General features: G+C 43.7%; 15 protein-coding genes. 1 reads left to right on the top strand and 14 read right to left on the bottom strand.

Features of this window, described 5'->3' with window-relative positions:
* Positions 1–72 precede the first annotated feature (72 nt).
* The 8 genes from BY457_RS13205 to BY457_RS13170 form a co-directional block, all read right to left on the bottom strand.
* On the bottom strand, positions 73–1,704 hold the full coding sequence (locus BY457_RS13205; protein ID WP_106153800.1) for a sulfatase family protein: 1,632 nt from the start codon (positions 1,702–1,704) through the stop codon (positions 73–75).
* Positions 1,705–1,819: 115 nt separating this feature from the next.
* Positions 1,820–3,625, bottom strand: a complete 1,806-nt coding sequence (locus BY457_RS13200; RefSeq protein WP_106153799.1) for a family 43 glycosylhydrolase — start codon at positions 3,623–3,625, stop codon at positions 1,820–1,822.
* Between the two features lie 277 nt (positions 3,626–3,902).
* Complete coding sequence (gene bglX, locus BY457_RS13195; RefSeq protein WP_106153798.1) at positions 3,903–6,230, bottom strand: beta-glucosidase BglX; 2,328 nt, start codon at positions 6,228–6,230, stop codon at positions 3,903–3,905.
* Positions 6,231–6,252: 22 nt separating this feature from the next.
* Entirely contained in the window at positions 6,253–7,695 is a 1,443-nt protein-coding gene (locus BY457_RS13190) for a glucoamylase family protein (protein WP_106153797.1), read from the bottom strand.
* 4 nt (positions 7,696–7,699) lie between these two features.
* The gene (locus BY457_RS13185) at positions 7,700–9,694 is read right to left on the bottom strand and encodes a glucoamylase family protein (RefSeq protein WP_258176733.1); all 1,995 of its coding nucleotides are present in this window, start codon (positions 9,692–9,694) and stop codon (positions 7,700–7,702) included.
* A gap of 83 nt (positions 9,695–9,777) precedes the next feature.
* Entirely contained in the window at positions 9,778–11,514 is a 1,737-nt protein-coding gene (locus BY457_RS13180; RefSeq protein ID WP_106153796.1) for a LamG-like jellyroll fold domain-containing protein, read from the bottom strand.
* A 30-nt stretch (positions 11,515–11,544) separates the two neighbouring features.
* Positions 11,545–13,080, bottom strand: a complete 1,536-nt coding sequence (locus tag BY457_RS13175) for a RagB/SusD family nutrient uptake outer membrane protein (RefSeq protein ID WP_106153795.1) — start codon at positions 13,078–13,080, stop codon at positions 11,545–11,547.
* An 18-nt stretch (positions 13,081–13,098) separates the two neighbouring features.
* Positions 13,099–16,122, bottom strand: coding sequence for a SusC/RagA family TonB-linked outer membrane protein (locus BY457_RS13170; RefSeq protein ID WP_106153884.1), 3,024 nt, complete (start codon positions 16,120–16,122; stop codon positions 13,099–13,101).
* A gap of 376 nt (positions 16,123–16,498) precedes the next feature.
* Here BY457_RS13170 and BY457_RS13165 point away from each other — a divergent pair, with 376 nt between their 5' ends.
* Complete coding sequence (locus BY457_RS13165; protein ID WP_106153794.1) at positions 16,499–19,345, top strand: triple tyrosine motif-containing protein; 2,847 nt, start codon at positions 16,499–16,501, stop codon at positions 19,343–19,345.
* 46 nt (positions 19,346–19,391) lie between these two features.
* Here the strand turns inward: BY457_RS13165 and BY457_RS13160 are convergent, their stop codons facing one another.
* From BY457_RS13160 to BY457_RS13135, 6 genes are all read right to left on the bottom strand, one after another.
* Positions 19,392–19,904: a DUF4251 domain-containing protein gene (locus tag BY457_RS13160; protein WP_106153793.1), complete on the bottom strand. Its 513-nt coding sequence runs from the start codon at positions 19,902–19,904 to the stop codon at positions 19,392–19,394.
* A 65-nt stretch (positions 19,905–19,969) separates the two neighbouring features.
* Positions 19,970–20,569, bottom strand: coding sequence for a DUF6992 family protein (locus BY457_RS13155; RefSeq protein WP_106153792.1), 600 nt, complete (start codon positions 20,567–20,569; stop codon positions 19,970–19,972).
* 187 nt (positions 20,570–20,756) lie between these two features.
* On the bottom strand, positions 20,757–21,281 hold the full coding sequence (locus BY457_RS13150) for a GNAT family N-acetyltransferase (RefSeq protein ID WP_106153791.1): 525 nt from the start codon (positions 21,279–21,281) through the stop codon (positions 20,757–20,759).
* 127 nt (positions 21,282–21,408) lie between these two features.
* Positions 21,409–23,460: a methyl-accepting chemotaxis protein gene (locus BY457_RS13145; protein WP_106153790.1), complete on the bottom strand. Its 2,052-nt coding sequence runs from the start codon at positions 23,458–23,460 to the stop codon at positions 21,409–21,411.
* A 30-nt stretch (positions 23,461–23,490) separates the two neighbouring features.
* On the bottom strand, positions 23,491–24,012 hold the full coding sequence (locus BY457_RS13140; protein ID WP_106153789.1) for a chemotaxis protein CheW: 522 nt from the start codon (positions 24,010–24,012) through the stop codon (positions 23,491–23,493).
* Between the two features lie 44 nt (positions 24,013–24,056).
* Complete coding sequence (locus tag BY457_RS13135) at positions 24,057–25,307, bottom strand: chemotaxis protein CheA (RefSeq protein ID WP_106153788.1); 1,251 nt, start codon at positions 25,305–25,307, stop codon at positions 24,057–24,059.
* Positions 25,308–25,510 lie beyond the last annotated feature (203 nt).

The following is a 25,510-nucleotide window of genomic DNA, read 5'->3' as shown; positions in this document are numbered from 1 at the left end:
AAATAGGATGTTAACCCAAAATTGTTACATCACCTCAGAATCCTGACTGACTATAAAATGGAATTAAAAAGTTTATTCAATCAAGCCCCGCTCTTTATATTTTTGAATAAAATGCCGGTCCAGCTCTTTCGAATCCTTGTATTTTCTTCTTAGTTCCTGAAGTTCCCTTTTCAGCTCCTTGACAACCTCCTGATAATTGGGGTCATCATAGAGGTTATTCAATTCCAGTGGATCTTTTCTGCGGTCGTAGAGTTCCCACTCATCGATGTCATAATAAAAATGCGCAAGTTTATAGTCCTTATTGACGATTCCGTAATGCCGCTTTACCATATGGAAGCCCGGATATTCATAATAGTGATAATAGACGGCATCCCGGACCCATTCTCCATCTCTTCCTTCCAGTAAAGGCATCAGACTTTCTCCCTGCATGTCTTCCGGGGGTTCTATTCCCGCAGCCTCCAAAAAGGTCTGTGCAAAATCAAGATTCTGAACCATCTCATCGGTTACAGACCCGGGGTCTATCTTCTCGGGCCACCTGATCAGGAGCGGAGTTTTAAATGATTCATCGTAAATAAACCGTTTGTCGAACCACCCATGTTCACCCAAATAAAAACCCTGATCTGAGGTATAAACAACTATGGTATTTTCACTAAGCCCATTTTCATCCAGATAGTCAAGTACCCGTCCCACATTCTCATCCACCGAAGCAATACATCCCAGGTAATCCTGCATATAACGCTGATATTTCCATCGCATAAATGCCGAATCATTCATATTGGGGTATAACTTCCTGAATTTCTCATTGATTGGACCATAAACGGCATCCCACTCCTCCCGCTGCTTTTCAGTAAAACGGTCGTACTTACTTTTGAACACATTAAATCCCCACTCACTCATCTCTTCGATCCCAAGCTCTTTGGCCACCTCAGGATAAATTTTATTATCCGCGGAAATGGTCATGTGTTTCAACAGATTCATCTCTGCTTCCTTAGCCGCAGTTCCTCTCCCATTGTAATCATCGAAAAGGGTTTCCGGTTCTGGAAAAGAGCGTTTTGTAAACTCTTTGTAATGTCGCGGAGCAGGCAGCCACTCACGATGCGGAGCTTTGTGCAGATAAAACAACATAAACGGATCTTCCTCTCTGCGGCGATTCCCCAGCCAATCAAGCGTCAGATCAGTAATAATATCAGTTACATACCCCTGAATAGTGGTATCTCCCTTGTTGGTAATAAATTGCGGATTGTAATAATCTCCCTGCCCGGGAAGAATTTTAAACTCATCAAAACCTTTAGGGTTATTTCCAAAATGAAGCTTGCCAAACATAGCAGTTTGATAACCTTGATCATGCAGAATCTGTGGAAACGTTACATTGGTGGTATCAAAAGGAAAAATATTATCTATTTTCCCATGAATATGAGAATGCTTACCTGTCAGAATGGTTGCCCGTGATGGAGCACATATTGAATTGGTCACCGATGCATTGGTAAAAAGCATGCCCTCCCGGTAAAGCCGGTCAATATTAGGTGTCCTGATCAACTTATCACTGTACGCGCTGATGGCCTGATAAGCATGATCATCGCTCATAATAAAGACAATGTTTGGCCTTTCGGGTTTGGGTTGTTCTTCTTTACAGGAACTCATCAGACTGAGCGTTGCTGCAAAGGTCAATGCCGTTGCTGCTTTTACGTAATTACCGGAATTCATAGTATCTTAAGTTTTCAGTTCTAATACTACAGGAAATATAAAGAGCCAAAGTCAACTTATCACCTTTTGACCAGCCTCCTCCAACTTTAAGCCTTTGACCAATATGGCAACAACACTACCTGACTTCAACAATTTCTGATTTCTCAGAAATTCCGTTTTCATTAAAAGCTTCTATGGTGAAATAATATTTTGTATCGCGATCGAGATTGCGCATAAAATGCTCATTAACATCATATATCAACCAGGACTGGTAAAGTTTATCCGGTGCAATCCCCCATCGGATGTTGTACCCCTGTGCCGCTTTTACCGGTTTCCATGAAAAGGCCACATCCCGGCGATCTTCCTGACGGTTCACCTCAAATCCTTTTACTTCTGACGGTTTCTCTCCATAGCCTTTTCCAAAAACTCTGACCTCAGACAATCCCAGGTTGTTTCCCGGTACTTTCACATTGTTGTAACGGATATATTTTGCCCGAACGGGTTGATCAAGTACAATATAAGCATTGGGAGCATCCTTGTAACTATCGCTTCTGTCCACCACTGTTTCCCACTTTTCACCATCTTCAGAAATCTCTATTGTAAAACGGTGACGCAAACCATCCACCCGGGTATAAATACCGGTGTTGTGATCGTGATAATTCAACTGTAAAGCATATACCTTCCCCGGTGAGTGCATCTCTATCTCGACCCACTGATTAGCATCATTGGCTTCAGCTACCCAAAATGATTTGGGACTTTCATCTGTCAGAACTTTCGATAATATTCTTCCTTCTGCATCTTTTTCCAGGGGCATCTCCGTGATGTCGTACTCGTCATCGGTAGAAGTGCTTTTTCTGATTTGTAACTGAGATGAAGAAACAGTTGCTTTCCCTCTGTACGACAACAACATCCAACCGTTATGCTGTCCGGCTTTGGCAGGATGATCAGGAGCAAAGCGCGGATAATCACCATAATGAGTATTGGAATACATCAATCCCTCCTCATCAAAATAGGTGGGAAACAAACAAAGCCGGCGCTCCCAGTGTGAGTTGGATGCCAGCGCCATAGTGGCAAAATGCCAGTACTGTCCGTTGGTTTGCTGCATGGTAATTCCATGTCCGGCCCCATTGGTAAACCCGCCGGGCTTGAAACTCATGGGGTTGTTCTTCATATACTCAAACGGTCCTAACGGGGAATCTCCCACATAGGCACCATCCCCGTAAACATTAAACTGAGTTCCGGGAGCAGCATACTGAAGGTAGTATTTCCCATTATGCTTGGTCATGGAGGCTCCCTCCATATACCCCACTTTCAGGGTTGGATGAAAATTGTTCTCTCCAAACCGTTCCCAGCCATGCTTCTCCTCATCTAGGTTGATCAGGTCTTTTTGTACGCCGGTCTCCAGAAAACGGTCATCTTTGTTTAGCATTTTCACCCGAATGGGATGCACATTGGAGGAACCCCAATAAAGATAGGTCTTCCCATCATCGTCGATAAACAACTCCGAATCCTGAATATTATTGGTGATAGATGCCGTAGGTTTCCACTTTCCGCTTTTGGGATTAACGGTATAGAGAATGCTCCCATACCCGGCAGGATCGCCGGCAAAGTAGATTACCGAATCTTTGTAATTAAAGGCCGTCGGGGCATTAGATCCTTCAAAAAACCACTTTTCGGGCTCAATGAACTCCCAGTTTACCAGATCGGTAGAATGCCAGTAACCGAAAGAGCGCGTTACAAACATATAATACTCATCCCGGAATTCAACCACCGCAGGATCGGCTCCTGAACGATAGGAAATATTCCTGGCCGAATTGTACACCATGTAGGTATAATCGATATCCAACGGATTGCAATAGGTATTGGGAATTATTTCCTGCGCCCTGGATGTCGCGCATATGGACAAAACGACAACAGCCAGGAGGTATTTTATTCGATTCATAATAGAGGTTTTTAGGAAAACAGCCTATCTCCACAAAGCCACCTAAATTGCTGACACACAATATAAGTAATGCATAAACAGACTGAAAGCATGAGAGCAATAGCCCAGGGGTTTGAGGTATCCCCCCTCTCATAAATAGCCGCGACGCGGCCATTTATGAGAGGGGGGGATATTTATTACATTTTCCCTGGGGCGTTGCCCAGGCTGTTGCTTTTAGGCCTTCAGCCTATACTCTTTAATTTGGGCAACTCATTTATAAAAAGCCCAATCAACAACTTCACTCCACCAATGAAAACTCCAGGTGATTGGCTTCATCGGCAGAACTTGTCGCGATCCAGAGATCAAATTCACCGGGTTCGGCCACCCACTCCATGTCAATGTTGTACATCTTCAGCATCTCTTCATCGATGGAAAATTCAACCATCTTGGTCTCTCCTGCCTTGAGGTGAATTTTCTTAAAACCTTTGAGTTCTTTTACCGGTCGAACCACCGACCCCACTCTGTCACGAAGGTACAGTTGCACCACTTCTTCTCCACTCACATCACCTGTATTGGTAACCTCCACTGAAGCTGTTAGACTACCACCCACCTGCAACTTGTCAGAACTTATTTTAGCATTGGCATACTTAAAAGTAGTGTAGCTCAAGCCATATCCAAAAGGATAGAGCGGTGAATTGGGACTGTCAATATAGGAAGAACGGTAATCGGCTGGGTGCTCAGCATCAAAAGGCCGTCCGGTATTTTTCATATTATAAAAAACAGGAATCTGCCCCACATTACGCGGAAAGGTCATTACCAGTTTGGCAGACGGATTGTAATCACCCGATAAAACATCGGAAACGGCATGTCCCGACATCATTCCTGGATACCAGGCTTCCACAATGGCATCCACATTCTCCTCTTCCCAGGAGAGATCCAAAGGGCGGCCGTTAAATAACACCAGAACGATTGGTTTGCCTGTTTTTTTCAACTCTTTGAGCAGTTCACGCTGATTTCCGGGCAGAGTAATATCTGTGCGACTGGCAGCCTCGCCTGACCAGTGGTAATCCTCGCCCATCGCCACCAGTATCACATCGCTGTTGCGGGCAACATTCACCGCTTCGCCAAAACCACTTCGGTCGGGTACCTCCCTCACGGAAACTTTCTGAGTGCTGCGATCAATCAATGGCAAGGTGGTTCCCTGCGCATAAGTGAATTTCACCCGGGAGCCATCATATTTCGCCTCCAGCCCCTCCAGGAGTGTTACAGACTTATTGCGATCCCCTTTAATGGCCCATTCACCATTAAGACTTTCGCGTTCTTTCACAAACGGCCCGATAAGTGCCACCCTTTTGGATTCGTTTTTGGTCAATGGCAACACATTACCTTCATTTTTCAGCAACACAATCGATCGCTGAGCTGCTTCTCTGGCAATTTTCAGATGCTCAGGGTTCATCACAACTTTCTGCTGACGTTCAGCATCAAAGTATCTGAAAGGATCATCAAAAAGTCCCAACAGAAATTTCATCTCCAGGATACGCGAAACCGCCACATCAATCTGTTCTTCCGAAACGTCGCCTTCCTCAACCAGTTCTTTCAGATGAGTCACAAAAGCTTCGCTGATCATATCCATATCTATACCGGCATCAATGGCCAGATCGGCAGCATGTTTCAAATCTTTGGCAAAAGCATGTGCCACCATCTCCATAATGGCTGTGTAGTCGGTGACCACCATTCCTCCAAAATTCCACCGATCCCGCAATATCTCTTTAAAAAGATACTTATTGCCCGTGCAGGGAACGCCGTTTAAAGTGTTAAAGGCAGTCATAAATGAGGCCACTCCCTCTTCAACAGCAGCTTTAAAAGGAGGAAGGTAAGTTTCATGCAGCATGCGATCCGACATGTCCACGGAGTGATAATCTCTTCCGGCCTGAGCAGCGCCATAGCCTACAAAGTGTTTGGCACAGGCCATCATTGTGTTGGGTTTGGACAGATCGGTGTAATCTTCAATTCCCTGAAAGCCTCTCACCCGGGCACGGGCCACTTGAGTTCCCAGATACACATCTTCGCCGGCACCTTCCATCACACGTCCCCAGCGCGGATCGCGACCGATATCAATCATGGGAGCAAAATTCCAGGCAACACCTGAGGCTGTGGCCTCTTCGGCAGCAATTCGCGCACTTTTCTCCATCAACTCCAAATCCCAGGAACAGGCCTCAGCCAAAGGGATGGGAAAAGTTGTCTCCAACCCGTGTATCACATCAGCAGCAAAAAGCATGGGGATTTTCAACCTTGAGTGCTTCAGGTTTTGCTCCTGCAACATTCGCAGATGGTCGGCTCCAAAGACATTAAAGGTACTTCCAATCATTCCTTTCTTCAGGTATTCACCCGATTTAGTATCTGCAACCTCACCGGTAGTGGCAAAATTTCCGGAATACTGATTCATCTGTCCGATTTTCTCTTCCAGGGTCATCAGATTCAATACCGAATCCACTTTTCTCTCAATAACGGGATCCCCACTGTAACTTTTCCAGTCTGGCGTTTTTCCGGCAATTCCAACCTCACTACAGGCGCCCAGAGTCACCACAAACCCAAATACAACTATCAATATTTTCGATTTCTTCATAACAAAAACAATTATTTCAGTTTTACTTTCTTATGTGCGGACTTGAGAATTCAAGTTTTTTTAGCCCATTGAGCACATCCTCCTCCTGCATAAAAAGCTCCCAGAGCAATCCGGTACGATGGTTCTCAATCATTACCGGAATGGGCCCCTGATCAATGGCAAGATAACGTTTGGGATACCATTCATATTCCTCGCTAAAGGCATCGTAAAACCCATAACCCCCCCAGATTTTATCCCCCAGGTCTTCGTAATAATGACGTATGGCCGGTAATACTTTCTCCGGAGCATAAGGCATGGAAGACAAAGCAGCGGTGGGCGCTATAACTCCCAGATCGAAAGAAGGTCTATGACCTGCATAACTCGTCTGTTGCGAATTACCGCTTTCAGGCTTCTCATCAGATTGTCCCCGGACAAAGGCAGCTGCTCCCGGAACACTGTAACTGGAAGTAAGCCCCCAGGCATCTTCCCCATAACCGGCATAATTATTTGGATTGTTGATACAATGTTGTCGATTGATCAGCGTATGTGCCACATTATTATCCCAATAATTGGCATACTGATCTGACAACCCTCTTGGATCGAGACCCAGCCAGGAATAATGAGCCCAAAACAGGGGGCCTCCCTTTCGGGGATCTACGTGCTGCTTCAAAGGCAGGGTGTGACCAAAAGTGGTGTATTCACCTGAAATATCGCCGTTCATAGCCCATCCCTTATGGTAAACTTCAGGATCGATGGGATGGGTTGGCGATGAAGCTGCAAGAATATACATCACCATACATTCGTTGTAACCCGTGACACCAAAATCCATTTTCCATTCATGTTTGGGCGACCAGTGCCAGTATAAAATATCTTCACCTCCTTTGGTGTACCAGTCCCACTCAACCTCTCGCCACAACTGATCAATCTTTTGTGCCAATTGTTGCTCTTCCTCATTGCCATCAACAAAATATTGTTTCACTGCCAGTAATCCCTGAACCAGGAAAGCTGTTTCCACAAGGTCGCCACCATCATCATATTGAGAAAAAGGCTTTACTTTCCCCGTTTCACCATTCAACCAATGTGGCCAGGCACCATGAAAACGATCGGCTTTTTCCAGAAAATCTACAATCTTTTGAAAGCGTTGAAAAGCTTCTTCACGAGTGATAAATCCCCGTTCTACGCCCACCAGAATGGCCATCAAACCAAAACCACTGCCTCCTGTGGTTACAATATGCTTGTCATCCTGAGGATAAATGTCATCCATATGCAGTCGTTCCCTTGCCAACCCTGAGTTAGGCTCGGCACCCTCCCAGAAATATTGGAATGTCCGGTACTGCACAAGTGTAAGCAGTGAATCATCTGAGATTTCACTGACATTGCCAGTGGAATATTTTTCGTTGTTTTGCCTCCCGGAGTTACAGGCAGCAAGCAGCGTAAAAGAAAAAACGACTGCCAGCTTCAAAAAATATATAGCGGTAGTTCTCATAAGATTAATAATTAAAACCTAATTTCGACAACCCAGTCTGAACTTCGGGAGATGACATCAGCAAATCCCATATCAGTCCGGTACGGTAGTTCTCTATCATCACAATGATTGGCCCCTGGTCAATGGCCAGGTAGGAGTTTGCAGTCCACTCTTCCGTAACATTGAACGCATCATAAAATCCATATTCACCCCAGAGGCGGTCTCCCAACCGGTAATAAAAGAACCGGATGGCAGCCATCGACTCGTCAGGTGTAAACGGAATGGACGAAATGGCAGCCGTCGGAGTTATCACGCCCAGGTCGTTGGTTGGTGAATGAGCGGAATACCCTTTATGATTGTCGCTGGCGGTAAGCCCCCAGCACTCCTCACTATAGCCAACATAGTTATTTGGATTACTGATACAGTGAGCCCGGTTGATGAGCGTATGATTGCGGTTTTGCTCCCAATAGTTGGCATACTGATCGGAAAGGTTCCGCGGATCAATCCCCAAAAATGAGTAATGGGCAAAAAACAATGGCCCTCCGTAATCATATCCCACAGGAAGATTAATCCCGTAAAACTCCTTCCCGTTGACGATGCCACCGTTACGGGCCCACCCCTCATGATAGACATCAGCAGAAACCGGGTGAGTATCAGATGAAGCTGCCATAACGTAAGTGATCAGACCTTCATTGTATCCCTGGATTTTCATATCCATTTCCCAACCGTGATTTGGCGACCAGTGCCAGTAAAGTACATTTTGTCCATCCCGGGTGTACCAGTCCCATTCAATGGTCTCCACCAACTGATTTATTTTGGTGATCAGAGTATTCTCATCCGGATCGGTTGCATTCAGATACTGACGGGCAGCCAGAAGTCCGGCAGCCATGAAAGAAGTCTCCACCAGATCGCCCCCATTATCATAAGTACTGAAGGGTTGCACTTCTCCTGTAGTGCCGTTCAGCCAGTGAGGCCAGGCGCCATGAAACCGGTCAGCAGATGCCAGAAAATCAATAATTTTGTGCAGCCGGACAACACCCTGTTCACGGGAAATAAAACCGCGTTCCATACCGACAATCAGCGCCATAACACCGAAGCCCGAGCCTCCTGTTGTTACAATTTCAGCGGAAGTATCCCGCTCCCTGGCCATCCCGCTAACGGGATGTGCAAAATCCCAGAAGTACCGGAATGTTTGCTGCTGAATTTTGGTCAGTAGTTCTTCATCAGGAATCTGAGGGAATTTAGGTGTAGAATCCAATTGGGTATAAAACTCCAGATCCAGGCCTTCGAAAGGTCGGCCAATGCGGTTTTCAATATCTGAAGAGACAGTCAACCGAAATTTTTGGTAATCATTCAGCGTTTGATCCGGAGAAAGAGCAATGATATGGTCATCAATCTGACTTAAAGAATATTCCACCGGAAAACCATTATTTCTTAACGAAGTATATCCGGAAAGATCATCAGATGAAATGGCCCCATTAAAATAAAAATCGACTTTCAGATTACGATTAACGTCTTTAATTCTTTGTGCAGGATTAATTTCCTCATCATTGATTTTGATAGTTTCCAAAATCAAAGGAGTGGTAAATGTGGTAAAATTGTAAACCTGTTCCTCAAAAGATTCATTATTTACCCCTTTGAGAGAACCGGAAACACTGAGCGTGTAACTACTATTCTCATCCAAAACAGGGTGACTGATGCTAAAGAGTTTATCTTCATTTACCGAAGAAAAAGTCAAGTCAACCATTTGACCGGCAGCACCTGACAATTCAATATTCTTCTCTGCCTCAACGGGATCCACAGAGTGACTAAATCTTATTTCAACAGGCTCATCAGTTAAAACATCCTGATTGTCTCCTGAAGAAGAGAGAATCTGTTCTCCTACCCGCACATAGGTCACTGTAAGATTTTCCGGTTTATCTTCAGACTCCGGTTCATCATCTTTGCAGGACGGAAAGAACATGAGTCCTGATAACAAAAGCAGCAGAAAGTAACGCATATCAAATAAACTAAGGACCATCCGGTATTACTTTTTCCCAAAAGTACATGATGGCCCACCGGAAACTTCCGGCGGGCCAACAGAGGTTTTATCGGTTGTGTAATCTACAAAGCATCATTCATCAAAGACTCCACCTCTTCTGCGGAGAGCGCCTTATCAAAGAGGTAGAGCTCATCCATATAGCTCAAATCCGAGAGATGATCCCAACCTGAAAAACGTGGTGCTCCCGACATAATGGACATGATGTCGCAACCGGTCCAGTCGATAGGGCTGGAATCAACGGCCATAGCCTCTACTCCATTAATATAAATTATTGTCTGAGTATCGGATATCGTAAAGGCAAGGTGTACCCATTCGTTTAGAGTGGGATCAATCGTACCTCCGTCATTCCAGACTTCCCCATCTCCGGTACCGATGTTCAACTTAAACCGCTGCTCTGTTTCATTTCCTTCACGGAAGAAACGGAACCCTGAGGTGCGAACATTCTGTGCATCCGGGTTGTCGGTATCTTCAGGACCAGCCACAAGTATTCCGGCACGTGCAGCCTCGGTGTTTGACTTGTACCAAAATGCAGCACTGAATTCACCGGAGGTCAACCCTTCAGTAGGATAAGTCAGGTAAGAATCAGCCGCTCCTGCATAAGCATTGATCCCTTCTACACTCTCACCGGCAAACCCAGGTGTGCCAACTTCAGCAGCCATCGTTTCACTGATTTTCTCCTCATAAGTACCATCAAACGGCATATAAAATATTTCATTCTCGTATTGCGGCTCATAGGGAGGTACTTCTCCCTCATCAGCCATTACAGCATGTAGTTCTTCCTGAGACAGGGCCCTGTTGAAAATACGCAACTCATCATACAAACTTTCATCTGAATTATGCCCCCAGTAACTAAAATTAGGTGCACCTGAGGCAATGGAAATACCTTCACACCCTGTCCAGTCGATAATACCACCATCGGTAGAATTCACCGGTTCTCCGTTGAAATAGATAATGGTGGAAGCTTCGGAAATCGTAAATGCGATGTGCACCCACTGATCTGATGAGGCATCAATCACATCTCCGTCGTTCCAGACTTCACCACTTCCGGTTCCCACATTCAGCTTAAACCGTTGAGAGGCAGCATCTCCTTCACGGAATAAGCGCAAACCTTTAGTGCGGTCTTCTCCTTCAGGACTGATGGAAATCACACCGGCATTGCCCGGCACTGGATTCACTTTGTACCAGAAAGCAGCAGTGAAAGCACCCGTATTCAAAATATCAACAGGATAAGAAACATAAGAATTTTCAGCGCCCTGATAAGCTTTGAGGGATATTCCGTCATCAACAAACCCGGGATCTCCAACTTTGGTGCCCATCTCCTGAGATATGAGCTCCATCAGATCACCATTAAATGGCATATAGAAAATTTCCCCATCAAATTTGGGTTCATAAGGAGGTACCTTTTCAAAGGTTACCGACAGGTCTGTACTCTTACCGTCTATATCTGTCGCGGTAATTTTAAGTGTATGTTCACCATTTCCTAACCCTTCATAAGTCAGCTCATGGAGAAACCTGCGGTAATCAATAAAATCATTGAAAGTGCCGATTTCAGTCCCATCAAGAACAACTTTTATCGTGCCGATTTCGATATCATCGGTGACCTCAAAATCAATAACAATGGTGGTTTCCGCTTCAGTAACCTGAATACGGGTGCCCTCTTTGGGATAATTAAGGGTAATCTGCGGAGCTGTTTCATCGGCTCCGGGTTCAACGCGTGAAATGGAATCAATGCCCTCTTCACAAGATGCAGCAAAAAGAAGCAGCATTGAAAAAACCAATATATTCTTTAAAACCTTCATGAGATTGTCTTTTTATAATTTGAAAAACAATTATTCTGCGTCTTCTCCCAAAACAGGCAGCAGATCAACCTGGGCCTGAGGATAAGGCAGATATTCTTTGTCGGCTGTAAACTGACGCCCGTCGTAACTCAATGCATTGTAGTTATCGATGCGGATCATATCGTAGTAACGAATTCCCAGTTCCATGGCCAGTTCGGCAAATTTCTCATCCATCACCTGCTGAGTGGTCACACCACTAAGTGGGGACAAACCGGCACGATCACGCACCTCGTTCACTGCCTCATCGGCCGTCATCACTGAGCTGGTGGCCCCTCTGGTGAGCGCCTCAGCATGCATCAACAAAATCTCTGCATAACGGGTAATGATATAATTTTTATTGGTTCCATAGGCTGTGCGACCTTCTGTAAGCTGATTGGAAGGCAGATATTGCTTACCGCTGGAAAACAGACCACGAGGAAAGTCGTTGATAACATCGCCCGAAGGAGTGGTATTTGAAATCCATTCGGGAAGATCAGCGTACTCCGGGTCTTCCTGTATTTCGGCAATTCCCCGGTTGGTGAAAAGCACACTGGTCTCCAGTCGAAGTTGTTCCCCTCTGTCCAGCATAAACTTAATCCATTTCAGACTGGGTTCGAAGAATCCCCATCCACCTCCTGCTCCATCGACTGCAGGGGTCCAGTTTTGAGGACCGTAAAAACCAAACAAGTGACTGATATTATCTCCGGAGCCCTGTCCGAAATCGGAGTATTGCAATTCAAGCAGGTTTTCATCATTCAGCTTTCCGGGGATTTTAAAGAGGTTGTAAAAGTCCGGTTCCAAAGTGAAAAGCCCGGAAGAGATAATGGATCCGGTAGCATCAGCTACACCTTGGTAGTTCTCCATCTCTAGGTGAGCCATAGCTTTAATCGCCAGGGCTGTATAACGGGTCACACCTCCCGGGATATCAGTCCGCTCATTGGGACGCATGTCAGGTAAATTGGGAACAGCCTCATCCATCTGATCCGAAATATGTTGCATCACCTCAGTTTTGGGAGAGGGTGCCAATGTGTACAGCTGAGCCGGATCAGAACTTTCTGTAATAAAGACATCTCCCCACATTCTGGACAGTTGAAGCATCAACCATGCACGAAGTACTTTCGCTTCTGCGATATACTGATCACCACGCGAAGCAGAGGCCCCATTGGCAATATAAAGTTCAATCTGTTCCATGGCCGAGTGAGCAGTAAAGATATCCTTGTACATATTTTGCCACACCGAATTGAACATCCAAAAATTCTGATTGTAATTGAAATAATCTGTGTTGGCATAATCCTGCTGATCGCCTTCGCCTCCGTGATTCACATCATCTCCACGCACAGCAAGCAACGGAATATCCTCCCAGCCCCTTTGGTAGAAATCTGCATAAGCCCCGATAAGCGGCAACACCATATTTTCAGATATGGTATAATCTGTCTCTTCGGTGAAAGCCCGGTTTTCGGCAGGCTCATCAAGCAGGTCGTGACATGCCGTAGCAAACAACATTCCTGCAACCGAAAAAGTGAATAAAATATATTTAACTGGTTTCATAATCAATGCATTTTGAGATTAAAATTTCAAATTCAGACCAACAGTATAAACTGCAGGAATGGGATAAGTCTGACGGTCGATACCATCGGAAACTTCGGGGTTGAAGCCGTTGTAGTCAAATACAGTCAAAGGTCGCTCGGCAGTCACATAAATCCGTGCCCCGGGAAGTTGTCCTCCCAACCAGTTTTCTGTATCAAAAGTATATCCCAACTGCACATTCTGAATGCGGAAGAAAGATCCATCCTCCACAAAATAGTCGCTCATTTTTTGGTTGTATCCTTTTCTCAATCCTGCAGATGAGGGATATTTATTGGAAGTTCCTTCACCATGCCATCTGTTAATGGCAAGATCTGCATCCATATTTCCATCGTTGGTCCAGATAATCTCTCCCCGTTTACGATTCAGAATTTTGTTTCCTGTTTGTCCGGTAAGACTTAATGAAAAGTCAAAATTCCGGTAGTTGACGCCCAGGTTGGCTCCATACATAAATGAAGGGAAATAGGATCCCAGCACTACCCGGTCTTTGTCGTCAATTACATTGTCGCCATTCTGATCTTTGTAAATGAAATCACCGGGTTCAATGCCACTCTCATCTATAAATTGCTCTGTAAGACCGCTATTGGCAATCTGCTCCTCATTTTGAAAAACTCCCGTTACCTCATGACCAAAAAATGCCAGCAATGGCTCTCCGACAATGGAACGCTGACGGAACTCTGCCGAACCACCATCTATATAGGGCTGCCCGTAAAGGTCGCGAACTTCATTTTCCAAGGTAGAGATGTTAGCACCTACAGAATAGCTCAAATCGTCTGAGATAGAATTGCGATAATTAAGAGCCAACTCAAATCCGGAGTTTCGAATGACACCCACATTACGTAAAACAGTCTGCCCCACAGAGGGAATATTTACATATATGGCTGCATTCTTGGTATCTCTGATGTAATAATCGGCCTCTACAGAGAGGTTACTGTTCAAAAACCTTGAAGTAACACCAACATTTATCTCTTCTGTAAGTTCCCATTCCAACTCACTGTATGTACTGCTGGCAATGGTTCCGGCCACAAGGTTGTCATTTATAGCCGTATTAATTACGGAAGTGGTACGGGCTCCGTCACTGGCCTGAATTTTATCATTTCCAAGCTCTCCCCAGCTACCACGGATTTTCAAATAATTGATAAATGAAACATCATCCATAAATGATTCTTCAGAAACAACCCAGCCTGCGCCAATGGTAGGGAAATATCCCCAGGTTTCCTGATATTTGGAACTTCCGTCAGCCCGCATTGTTCCATAAAGCAGGTACCTGTTATTGTAGTTATACGAAATCCTTCCAAAATAAGACATCCCGTATTGACGAAGGCCATTGTCGTTCACAGAATTTTCAGGTTTTGTTTCTGACTGATTGAGATACCAGGCCTGTTCCTGATCAACCGGAAAATCCAGTCCGGTAGCCCAGAGTCCCTGATAAGATTCGTCACGATAGGAGGTACCAACCATCACTGTCAGATCATGCGGACCAAAATCCTGTTGGAAAGTCAGCACATTATCCCAACTCTGATTGGACCAATTGGCGGCTGTTTTTGCGACAGAAGAATTTTCTCGTTGTGCGTTCTCTGTCAAATAATAAGGCAATCTGACCTCACGTTTCTCGGAAGATGTAAAATCATGATTGTAAGTAGTTTTAAAACTCAGCATATCAGGGATAATGTCCAGTTCAGCATAAAAGCTGGCCATTGTTTTCCTTAGTTTGTCACGATTATTCGAATAGGTCATGGCTGTAAAAGGGTTTTTACCACCCCGATAACCAAGGGTCTGAGCACTGGCAAACTTATCAGGCCAGGCAGCCTCATTTTGTTCATCATATACAGGCATTACAGGCACCGCGTAATAAGCTTCAAACCAAGCGGCTCCATCCTGCATGTATTTAGTCGAATTACTGAAAATGACATTGGCACCGACAGTCAAACGATCGGTAGCTCTATAGTCAATTTTTGAACGCAAATTAAAACGTTCGTAATCGTTTTTCATATCCAGAATACCCTCCTGGGCAAAATAGTTGGCTCCCAGTGAATAGGTAGTATTTTCTCCACCGCCTGAAACGCCCACACTATGATTCTGAATGGCTCCAGGCCTCAAGATCTCATCGTACCAGTCGGTATTCACATCAGGAACATTCGGATTAATACGGCTCCTTCCATAACGCTGCATTGCATTCTGGATGTATTGCGCATCAGCAGCGGATCCGGACTCCATTGCCATGGTGGTAAACTGCTCTGCGTTGGCCATCTTTAATATATCCTGAGCCACCTGAACCCCATAATAACCATCATAAGTAATTTCGGCTTCTTTGTTGTAACTTCCCGATTTGGTCTCTATCAGGACAACACCGTTGGCAGCACGAACACCATATATGGCAGCAGCAGAGGCATCTTTCAACACAGAAATAGAGGTAATATCTGAAGAGTTCAGGAAATCGATGTTATCAAAAAACATCCCATCCACTACATACAATGGAGACTCATTCCCCTGACCGGGATAGGACCCGATACCACGCACCCTGATGGTTGGCGCATCACCGGGAGCACCGCTGCTCACCACCTGCATACCGGCCACTTTTCCCTGCATGGCCTGCATCGCTTGTCCGGTCGGAGTTTTTGCCAGGTCATCGGATTTTATAGTGGTAATCGATGAAGTGAGATCTTTAACTTTCATCTCTCCATAACCAACCACTACAACCTCCTCCAGATCAACCGTGGATTCGGTCATTTGCACATTTATAATAGTACGCCCATCTACCGGTACCGTTTGTGCTTGCAGCCCAACAAAACTAAAAGTTAGTGTTGCATCAGGGGGTACAGAGAGATTGTAATTCCCATCCATATCGGTAATGGTACCTGTAGTGGTTCCCTCAATTACTATTGAAGCCCCGGGGATACCAAGACCATCCGAGTCTGTCACTTTGCCACTGACGGATATTTCATCCTGACCGAAGACAAATACAGACACAAATAAAAAACAGATAAACAACAGAGTTTTTCTCATGACTTTGATTTTTTTTGTTTTTGCTGATGTAAAATTACGGCCAACATCATCCCTGATGGAAATAATCAGGTACACCAACAACTCCCATTGTTAAAAAATGTGATTTTCTTTTTCACAATCACCTCATCGTCACAAAAAAACAAACAACATATACCTGTTTTTTAGCAAGTTAAAAAAAACTCAACGTAAAAAAACCCAACAGATTAAATCAATTTTAATCAAAAAAATGAGGTATATTTTAGTGTTTTAAGGCCAAAAACGGTAATTTGTAGAGTAAAACCCCTTGGCCCGAAACACATTTTTGCATTATATGGATTAAATTCGCCGGACAATTCCACCCGAGAAACAAAAACCGATTACATCTAATAAAGAAAAAATGAGGAAATCCCTGAAATTGCTCATCTTTCTCATCTCGCTCATAGGGGTTGCCAATGCCGGCAACTTTCGGAATCCACATGTAATAAACTTTAACAAACAACAGTTCAGCGGCTCCAACAAGAATTGGTCCATCGCTATGGACGATAATGGATACACCTATATTGGTAACAGCATCGGGCTGATAGAATTCGACGGAGTATCGTGGCATCTCTACAACTCACCCAATGGTTTTGCTGTCCGATGCATTGCAGTGGATGAGGATAACAAAATTTACACCGGAGGCTATCGGGAGTTAGGATTTTGGGAACGCAATGACCTGGGCGAGCTGCAATACAATTCCCTCACTTCAATGGTGGAGGATCACTTTCCTAAGAATGAAGAATTCTGGCATGTTTTCGTTATCGGCAATAAAGTGTATTTTCAGTCATTTTCGGGCATTTACATTTATGCCGACGGAAAATTCTCTGTTGTTCGTGTTAACGGATTTATTACCAGTGCAGCGGTGGTTGACAATGAATTGTTGATCGCATTGGTTTCCGACGGGATTTACAAAGTAACTGAAAAGGGTTACAGTCCTGTTTTAAAAGGTGAATTCTTCACAGGTAAATCAATCACATATATTGAAAAACTTTCCAACAACAATTTTCTGCTGGGAACCGAAAGTAGCGGATTTTATATTTATGATTCAGAGACAGCCGGTCATAATATCTGGGCCGGCGAACTTCATCAAAGTTTCATTCGCAACAACATCAACAATGCCCTTCGCACCAAAGACGGGCACACCATCGTGGGAACCATTCTGGATGGAATCAAAGTAATAGACAAAGAAGGAACCCTTGTTCAGAACATCAACATACAATCCGGCCTTCAAAGCAACACCGTCCATTCTATGAAATGTGACGAACAGGGAAACATCTGGGTTGCATCCGACAAAGGCGTGGATTTCCTCTCCTTTTCTTCCAATGAATCCTATACCATTTATCGACATCCTGAGCTGGGAGCAGTTTACTCTGCAGCCCTTCTGGACGGGGTTTTGTATGCAGGCACAAATCAGGGAGTATTTCACCGCAAATGGGAAAAGCGCACTGAACCTTTTAAATTGGTTCCCGGTACACAGCGACAGGTCTGGGATTGCGAAAAAATCGACAACCAGTTGCTGGTGGGACACAACTCTGGCACCTTTCTGATTAAAGACCAGGAAGCGCAGATGATTTCAAATCATGCCGGCGGGTATTCTATCACCAAAATCCCTGACCATCCGAACCATCTGTTACAGAGCACCTACAATGATCTGGTAGTTTTTTCACGAAAAGACAACCGGTGGCAGGCAGATCATTTGGTAAAAGGTTTCAGCGACCTCATCCGGTTTGTTGAATTTGATCACCGCAACAATCTGTGGGCCTCACATTTATATCAGGGCATATATAAAATCAGGCTCAATGAGGCACTTGACTCTGCCGTTCAGATAACTCATTTTGGTAAGGAGTCCAAAATATGGAGACAAGGTGCAAGCATCCGAACCTTCTCCGTTGAGAACAGGGTGGTTTTCACCAATGAAGATTCCATCTACACCTACGATGACCTCAAAGATGCCATTGTTCCCTACACCTTCCTGAATAATCACCTGGGAGAATATTCTTCTGCTTTCTTTATTGCCTCCGGACCGGACCACCACTATTGGTTTATGAACTCAGCGGGTATCGCTCTGTTCAGGATTTTAGGAACAGATGTGGAAAAAATAAAAGAATTCCCTATGAGTTTGTTTCGCAGCGAAATGATTCCCAAAGAGGAAAATCTCATTCCGCTGAATCAGAAAACAGGTCTGCTATGTCTTGAAAACGGATTTGCTTTGTTGGACGCTACATCTCCGGAAAGTGGCAGCGAAATTGAAAACAAACAATTACACATTCGAAAAATTGAGATCAGAGGGCAGGAAGGAGACGCTGAAGCTGTATCGCCATTCAATTCCCGACTGAGAATCCCTTACAATAAAAACAACATCGCTCTACGCTACTCCTTTCCACTTTATTCATCAGAAAAAATCAGTTATCAATACAAGATCGAAGGACTGAATAACGAATGGACAGAACCTGTGAAATATCCTGAATTTGTAATCAACCGTATCCCCGCCGGCGACTACACCATCAGGGTAAGGGCAACCAACAGTTGGGGAAATACCTCCCAAACACATGAGCTCTCGTTTACGGTCAACCCTCCGTGGTACCGAAGCACTCTGGCAATCATGGCTTATGCACTCATCTTTAGTGGGTTGATTTTCCTTGGGAAATATATAACGGTCAAAAGGGTGAAGATGAACGAGAAACACAAAAATGAAGAAAAAGAAAAAGAACTTATACAACTGAGAAACGAGAAACTGCAATCGGAACTCTCATTCAAAAGCAGAGAATTGGCCACCTCTACCATGGGCATCATCAAAAAGAATGAATTCCTGATTTCTCTGAAAGAAAAGCTTAAACGCCACAAAGAGCAACTGGGCACAAGGTATCCGGACAAATACTACAACGAATTGATTAAGAAAATTGACAGTAACATTACAGGCGATGATGACTGGAAAACCTTTGAGTACAATTTCAATCTGGCACATGAGACTTTCCTGCAATCACTAAAAAGCGAATACCCCGATCTTACCCCCAGCGATCTGAGACTATGCGCCTTTCTACGCATCAACCTCACTTCCAAAGAGATTGCACCCTTGCTTGGAATTTCGGTGCGAGGGGTAGAAAACCACCGCTACAGGGTACGCAAAAAACTGGATCTTTCACCAGATACCGATCTCACTGATTTTATTCTGACTTTTCAGAATGGAAACGATCATCCTAATTAACAGTGCCTTAAATCCATCAGATAGAGATTCCAAACAAAAACGCACATCAGTTTTCCTCAATCCTGGATATATCCCCCTGATACCTGATTGCACTTCGATTGTGACTAATTACATTCAGGGAGGCATCTCCATTGTAGTAAACATCCAACCTCAACTGGAAATAATCATCATCCTTGACCTTAAATGAATATGAGATATTTTGTTTCTCCTCATTGACGCTATACTCTTGTTCGTCCATTTTACCAGAAAACTTAATACCCCCATTTCCTCCGTAATCAACACTAAAAGCCCGCCCGAAAAAAGGAAGATCACCCACAACAGTTGAGTCTTCTTTTACTTTAAGATATCCGTAATTGGTAGTAAGATCAATAGACGCTCCACCTGAAGGAAAAGCACGGTCAGCCACAAAAATAAAATTCCGGCTCTCTACCAGCTTTTTTGTTTCTTCAAACTGCTGTTGCCGCTTTTGAGCTGTGGTCATTTTCTGTTGAGCTTCAACAGAAGGTAAAGCTCCGAAAATAAAAGCACCTGCAAGAAAAAATGTAACTAAACTCCTCATATCTTTCCTGTTATTTTAGTTTCTCATTCAAAAAACAACCAAAATACGTGCCGGAATCTCCTCATTCAAAATCGATAACACCAGGAAACATCCCAATAACTTTCTCCCATGGAAAAGGAGATTCCTTCCATAAAATCCATTCGAGATGAATGCAATACTCCATAAAGGATCAGGTCAAACACCAGCAAAAAGCTGCCCTGAAGAATTAAAGAGTTTCCATAGCCTTTCAGTAAATCTTTACGTTTGTCGGAATTGGATGAAAGATGCCTGAGCAAAAAGCCGGTGCCAATATAGGCCACATCCAACCCGCTGTTGATCAACAGTATTTTTTCTATTTTCCGGGCTTCACCCAAAGCTTCTTCTACCCCAAACATCAACGGATCCGTTTGCATATTGTTATATAGAGCAAATCCGGCAATGCCAAGGTTGACGGTATTCCAAAACAGATTCATCTGATGAAAATATTTCTTTTCACCACTGTAACGACTCCAACCGTAAGCGCCTACAGCAATATTGCCTACTGCCCATGAACCCAGAATCATCATCCCTCTGCTTTGGGTCTGTAAGTGACTTGAATAGAATTCACCAACAGCAGTCTGTCCCATCAATTCATGAGACAGGAAAATAACAAATGCAATAAAAATAATCCTCCTTAAAAAAAGCATATTTCACATTTCAGGTTAATTTAATCTACCTTATACATAAAACAATATAGCAGGCAGTACGGAAACAAGCTGAAAGCCTGAAAGCAATAGCCCAGGGCAACGCCCTGAGGTTGCAGTCCCCCCCAGCCCCGCGGTTTATTGGTCGCGACGCGACCAATAAACCGATATGATGCTCATTTCATCACCACTATTCCTCGTTAATAATAGCATATCGGTATTCATCACAAACCACCCCGTTTTTTATCAGAGCTTTTCGAAATATACATTCCAACTGAAACCCTGCTTTCTCAAGGACGCGATGAGACCCTTTATTAAAGTCAAAAACGCCCGTGAATATTCGAATTAGATTCAGGTCATTGAAGCCATAATCGACCATCCGCTTAACCGCTTCAGTCATAATCCCCTTTCCCCAGAAAGGCTCTCCGAGCCAGTAACCAATCTCAGCCGAAATACGATACACATCCTTTTGCGGCACCACCCCCACAACTCCTGCCAGCTGTCCTTCATACTCCACCACAAAGGTATAAAGAGGATCCTCTTTTCGGCAAATGGCAATAAAATCACGTGCATCCTGCTCTGAATATGGATGAGGAACAAAATCCCGGATGTTATTCCAGATCTTTTTATTGTTTAAAAGCCGGGCCAGCACTGGGGCATCCTCTTCCCGAAAGGGCCGCAAGCGAATATTTGTTGGGTGGGTATTACTTTTCATGGAATATTATTAAATTCAATAGATTACACATGCATGATTATCCATAAAAGTAACACTTTTCTTAATTTAATAGCGAAAAAAAGAGGTGACCTGCAAGCAAGCCACCTCTTTCCAAAATCAGAATACTTTAAAACTTTTCAAAATCGTCTAAATGCGCACCAGCACCATTCATATCCAACTTTATGCCCGGATTGCCGGAGAATCTTGATTTCTCTTCAGATTCTAATTCATTTAAAATTTTCTTTTTGACACTTTTCCTTTTCTCAACGCGGCGGGATCCCTCTCCTACCTTAAAATAAGAAATAACCTCTTTCATCTGCTCAGCCTGACTGGAGAGTTCTTCTGAACTGGAAGCCATCTCTTCTGATGCAGCAGCATTCTGCTGAACCACCTGGTTAAGCTGCTGCACTGCACTATTCACCTGCTCTGCCCCGGAATTCTGTTCCATACTTGCAGCAGCGATTTCCTGAACAAGATTGGCTGTTTTTTCAATTTCAGGAGCAATTTCCATCAATTGTTTGCCAGCTTGATCTGCCATATTTACACTATTGATCGACAACTCATCAATTTCATCTGCCGCAACCTGGCTTTGTTCTGCTAACTTTCTAACTTCATCAGCGACAACTGCAAAGCCATGACCGTGCTCACCGGCACGAGCCGCTTCCACAGCAGCATTCAGCGCCAGAATATTTGTCTTGTAAGCGATATCCCCAATTATAGATACTTTGGACGCAATATCTTTTATTGCCTTTGTAGAAGCAATCGCATTCTCGCTTACTCTACGAATTCCATCTGCCGCCTGGATTGCAATCTTCTCCGTTTGCAGTGCATTATCGGTGTTTTGTTGAACATTCGAAACCATTTCTTCCATAGAGGAAGAAATCTCCTCCGCAGACGATGCCTGTTCACTAGCCCCCTGAGATACCTGCTGAGAACCGGAACTAAGCTCTTCACTGGCAGCATTGATGTTGTCGGTACTCGTCATCACATCCCTAATAATATTTTTCAGCTGCTCTACCATATGTTGAAGAGCACGGGCTAGTTTCCCAACCTCATCTTTTTGTTGCAGAATCTCGTCATCCAAATTCATCGTAAGGTCACCCTTAGAAATTCTCTCGGCAAAAGTGACACCGTTATTTAGCCCTCTGGTAATATTGCGTGTAATTACTATTCCCAAAACAATGGCAATAGCAACTCCCAAAAGAATTACAAACACGATCATAATTATACTGTTCCTAAAGGTAGCAGCACCACTTTCTCTTTCAGCTACAGCATCCTGTTGGTTTAACTCTTTGAGCTGACTAAACTTTTCTCCAAATACTTTATGATACTCAGCCGATTCCACTGTAATTCCGTCACTCATATCTTCCAGAAGTGTCTGGGCTTGTTCAGCTTCTTCAAGCAATAGATCAAAGACTGCAAACACTTTTTTAGCAGCCGGGTTTAAAACCTGGTCATAATGATTATGTGCAGCATCAATATGCCCCTGACTTATGTAACTCTTAATCGTATGAACTGACTCATGGAACAAATCATGATTTTGTCTTATCTCGCGAAGATTGTTATTAAAAGCCGCATTCTGAGAGCTAAATTCCTTGAACCATTCACCAAAACTACACTTCTTTGAATCCTCTCCGCCCTCAAAAGTTGCTCTATCCTGAATGCCATTGATCACTTTTAGCTCAAGCTCATAATGATCTTTCATAAACATCTCAATCTTCGCTACCAACTGGGAAGGATGCATCAGATCAATTTCAATAAACCGGGCATTTTTGCGTTCTATCTGCTGATTAATTGTCCGCCATGGAGCAATTATACTTTCCAATTCTCTGTAAATCCGACTCTCTTCCTCGGTCTTATCTAATTTATTATAATTGGCCATTGCTTCCCCCAAACTCTGCCGATTTAAAGCAATTTTGGCAACAATTTCTTCCCGTTGATTCCGACTAAGTTTAGGATCCAATAACCGTACATAATTCTGGTAGATCCGCTCCACTGCAACATCCATTTCTCCCACATAATAGACGGCCGACATTTTTACATTGGCTACTTTTCTAAATGAGTTGCCCATGCTATTCATCCCAACAATACCTGTGATTCCTATCACCAGAGCAATAAATGCCACCAAAGAAAAACCGGCAACAATTTTCTGACCTATTTTCAAATTTCTTAAATTCATAATTTGTTATTTTTGATATTCAGACTATTTTTAATTAGTTGCTGCTTCTTCTTTCTCCGCTGTTTGGCGGGCTGCATTTATTGCTTTAAGATCGATAAGATCGTCGGAGGTAAGCACAGCATCAATATTCAATACCATCACAAACTTTTCATCAACCTTTGTCATTCCCAAAATAAAATCTGACTGATATCTGTTCCCTATAGATGGTGGCGGAAGAATTTTATCATCTTCAATTTTCATTACCGCCTGCACGGCATCCACCAACATACTCACCATTACAGTCTCCTCTCCAATTTCTGCATCAATGACGAGCAGGCAGGTAGATTTGGTTGTTTCTGTCGGAGACATGCCAAACTTAATTCGGGTATCGATAACCGGAAGCACTTTCCCCCGCAGGTTGATAACTCCCTTCATATAGTCCGGGGAGCGAGGTACTTCCGTAACCGGAGTCATCTCCAAAATCTTATACACTTTCCCGACATGCAGGGCAAAAACTTCATCCCCAAGCCGGAAAGAGAGATAAGAAATGTTCTTATTGTCTTTCTTGTCCATAAACAGCTTATTTTAATTTCTGAAAACACCTATTTTTCTCTTGATCAGCATTCTTTTATTATGGCATTGGGATCCAGCACCAGAGCAATGGATCCATCCGCCAATATGGTAGCAGCTGACAAGAATTTATTATCCTGATAAAACTTACCGAGAGGTTTGAGAACAGCCTGAATTTTCCCTTCCACTTTATCGATAGAGAATAGGGCCTGGCCATCACTGTTATTGACCAAAACAGCCTGCATTCTGCCGGGCAATTCACACTCAACAGAAAAACAATCGCGAAGATTAAAGAAGGGATATTGCGTTCCTTCGAGAGCTATAACATTATTGAAAACGGCTTCCACGTCTTGCTTTTTAAGCGAGAAGATCCGTTCAACAACAGCCAGTGGGAATACGAATTTGTTATCTCCAACAGAAACCAGCAAACCATCAATAATTGACAGCACCATTGGCAAATGAATAGAAATAGTGGTTCCTTTCCCGGGTATAGAATCGATTGTTACACTACCCCTTATGGAGGCAATATTTTTCTTCACCACATCCATCCCTACACCTCTGCCGGAAATTTCACTCACCTGTTCACAGGTAGAAAATCCGGGCAGAAAAACCAGGTCGAAAATTTCCCGATCTGTCAGACTGGCGTTTCCATCAATTAATCCCTTGGCCACCGCTTTTTGGCGAATGGTTGTAGCATTCAATCCACGACCATCGTCGGCAACCTCTATTGTTACATTAGCTCCGGAATAAAAAGCCTTCAAAGTTATTGTCCCAACTCTTGGCTTTCCCGACAGTTCGCGCTCTTCCGGAGTTTCAATTCCATGATCAATACAATTCCGGAGAATATGTAACAGAGGATCTGTCAATGTTTCAATCATCGACTTATCCAATTCCGTATCCTCACCATTCGCAATAAAGACAACCTCCTTTCCCAATTCACTGCTGAGATCTCTGATCATTCTCCGAAAACGCATCGTAAGGGCTTCTATTGGAAGCAGACTTATGCTAAAAGTGCTGTCCCTAAGTTGGGCAGTAAGGTTCTGAATCGTATTGGCTACCAGGTTCAGTTCAGGAATATTGTTTTGAGAAGAGATCAACCCAAGTCGCTCCTGAGAAATCACCAGTTCACTCACCAGGTTAATTAATTCATCTATTTTTTCGGAAGATACTCTGAGGGAAGACGTATGAACATTTTTCGATGATACATACTCCGATGTCACACATTCAGAAGAATTTTTATTTTCAGAAGGTTTTATTTCTTCTTGAGAGACCAACTCTTTCACTGTTAAAGCGTTCATTGGTTTTCCAGTAGAGGAGAGTCTTTTGATTTTTAGCAGAAAATCATCTTCCTCCAATAAATTACGTTGGGAAATCAGATCAATATCGATTTCAGAAGAGTCTTCAACGTATCCACCCCAGCAAAACCTTATTCCTGGAGTAATTTTTTATCAATAAATTGCGGCAAAAGTTCTTTGAAATTTTCGGCAGGTGTGATGTGGAT

It is taken from the genome of Marinilabilia salmonicolor (assembly GCF_003003035.1).
GTDB lineage: Bacteria > Bacteroidota > Bacteroidia > Bacteroidales > Marinilabiliaceae > Marinilabilia > Marinilabilia salmonicolor_A.
Note: the sequence above shows the minus strand (reverse complement) of the source record. Positions and strands in the feature narration are given on the sequence as shown.